The sequence below is a fragment of the Anaerocolumna xylanovorans DSM 12503 genome (genome assembly GCF_900143645.1).
Classification (GTDB): domain Bacteria; phylum Bacillota; class Clostridia; order Lachnospirales; family Lachnospiraceae; genus Anaerocolumna; species Anaerocolumna xylanovorans.
The window spans coordinates 1-1,470 of record NZ_FRFD01000023.1 but is presented as its reverse complement, the minus strand read 5'-3'; the positions used below and the strand labels follow the sequence as shown (position 1 = coordinate 1,470).

General features: G+C 33.9%; 2 protein-coding genes. Both read right to left on the bottom strand.

Going from position 1 to position 1,470, the window contains the following annotated elements; all coding sequences use genetic code 11:
* Positions 1–46 precede the first annotated feature (46 nt).
* Positions 47–898: an IS3 family transposase gene (locus tag BUF11_RS23710; protein WP_073591341.1), complete on the bottom strand. Its 852-nt coding sequence runs from the start codon at positions 896–898 to the stop codon at positions 47–49.
* Positions 865–1,425: a helix-turn-helix domain-containing protein gene (locus BUF11_RS23705; protein ID WP_073591340.1), complete on the bottom strand. Its 561-nt coding sequence runs from the start codon at positions 1,423–1,425 to the stop codon at positions 865–867. The genes BUF11_RS23710 and BUF11_RS23705 overlap by 34 nt, the downstream gene beginning before the upstream one ends.
* Positions 1,426–1,470 lie beyond the last annotated feature (45 nt).

Here is a 1,470-nt window from a genome sequence, read left to right as displayed (position 1 = left end):
TGATATGTACCCAGTTTTCTGGACACATCATTATTCAACTGGATGATTAGGCACTCTTGATGGATGTCTTCCTGTATATTACAGGAGGCATCCATTTTGTTTTTGATTGAATTCTCCTGTTATTATAATAATCTATATATTCATCTATTGCTTTCTTAAATTCATCGAAGGATCCAAAATCCTTTTCATGACCATAAAACATTTCGGTCTTTAGTCTTCCGAAAAAAGTCTCCATAATGCAATTATCGTAACAGTTTCCTTTACGAGACATAGATTGAATTATTCCATATTTCTTTAATTCATTACGATAGTACGCATGTTGGTACTGCCAACCTTGATCGGAATGAAAGATGATTCCTTCAGTATTACTAAATTTCCGAAATGCTCTTTCTAACATGTTAGATATTTGCTCCATATTTGGACTTTTTGACAAATCGTATGAGATAACTTCATTTGTATTCATATCTAAAATAGGCGAAAGATAACATTTTCCCCATGGCAGGTTAAATTGCGATACATCTGTTGTCCATTTTTGAAGTGGAACAGTTGTACAAAAGTCTCTATTAATTAAGTTGTCAGCTATTCTGCCAACTTCGCCCCTATATGAATGGTATTTCTCTTTAGGTCGTTTGCCGGCCAACATCATCTTATGCATTAATCGTTGTACTCTTTTGTGGTTTATGGAATATCCTTTATTTAATAATTCCTGATGAACTCTGCGAACACCATATCGTTGCTTATTGTCTTCAAAAATCTTATTGATTTCATCCATAAGTTTCTGATTTTTGATTACGTCAAAGCACACATGATTTAATTCATAATAGTATGTAGATTTTGATAATCCTACAGCTTTCAATAAATGCTTTAAGGCATATCCTTTTTCTCGGAGTTCCTTAATGATTGCTGCTTTTTCGCCTTGAGTTGCGCAGCTTCTTTTTCTCGTCTCAAGGCGATAGATTTTTTTATTGATTCATTTTCTGCTTTAAGGTACTCTGTCTCTGCCCTTAATCTAATTAATTCTTCTCTTTCAGAAGGTGAAAGTTCTTTTGGTTTATTGTCTTTTTTCATGAAGGGCTCCTTACCATGTCTACCTTTCTTTAAATACAGACCATCGTACCCTTTTATTTTATATATCTGTACCCATTTAGACAATAGCCCTGAATCAATTCCAGCAATTATTGCAACACTTTTTTGTGATTCTCCAGCTAAAACTCTAGCTACAAGAGAATACCTTCCTTCAGCTGTACGTTCTTTACATGTTGAAGGATGCTTTAAAGTATCAATTCCATAAATATCTGCAATTCTTGACCAAGTAACAATTCGTTTTCTAAAATTCTTTTGACCAATTCCTGCTGGTGTTTCAGGCCATTGACCATTTCTGTATAGCTCGACACAATTTAATTTAAATACAAAATCATATTTCACGTAAAAACCCCCTTTACTGGTGTCCAGTAAAGGGGGTACATATCA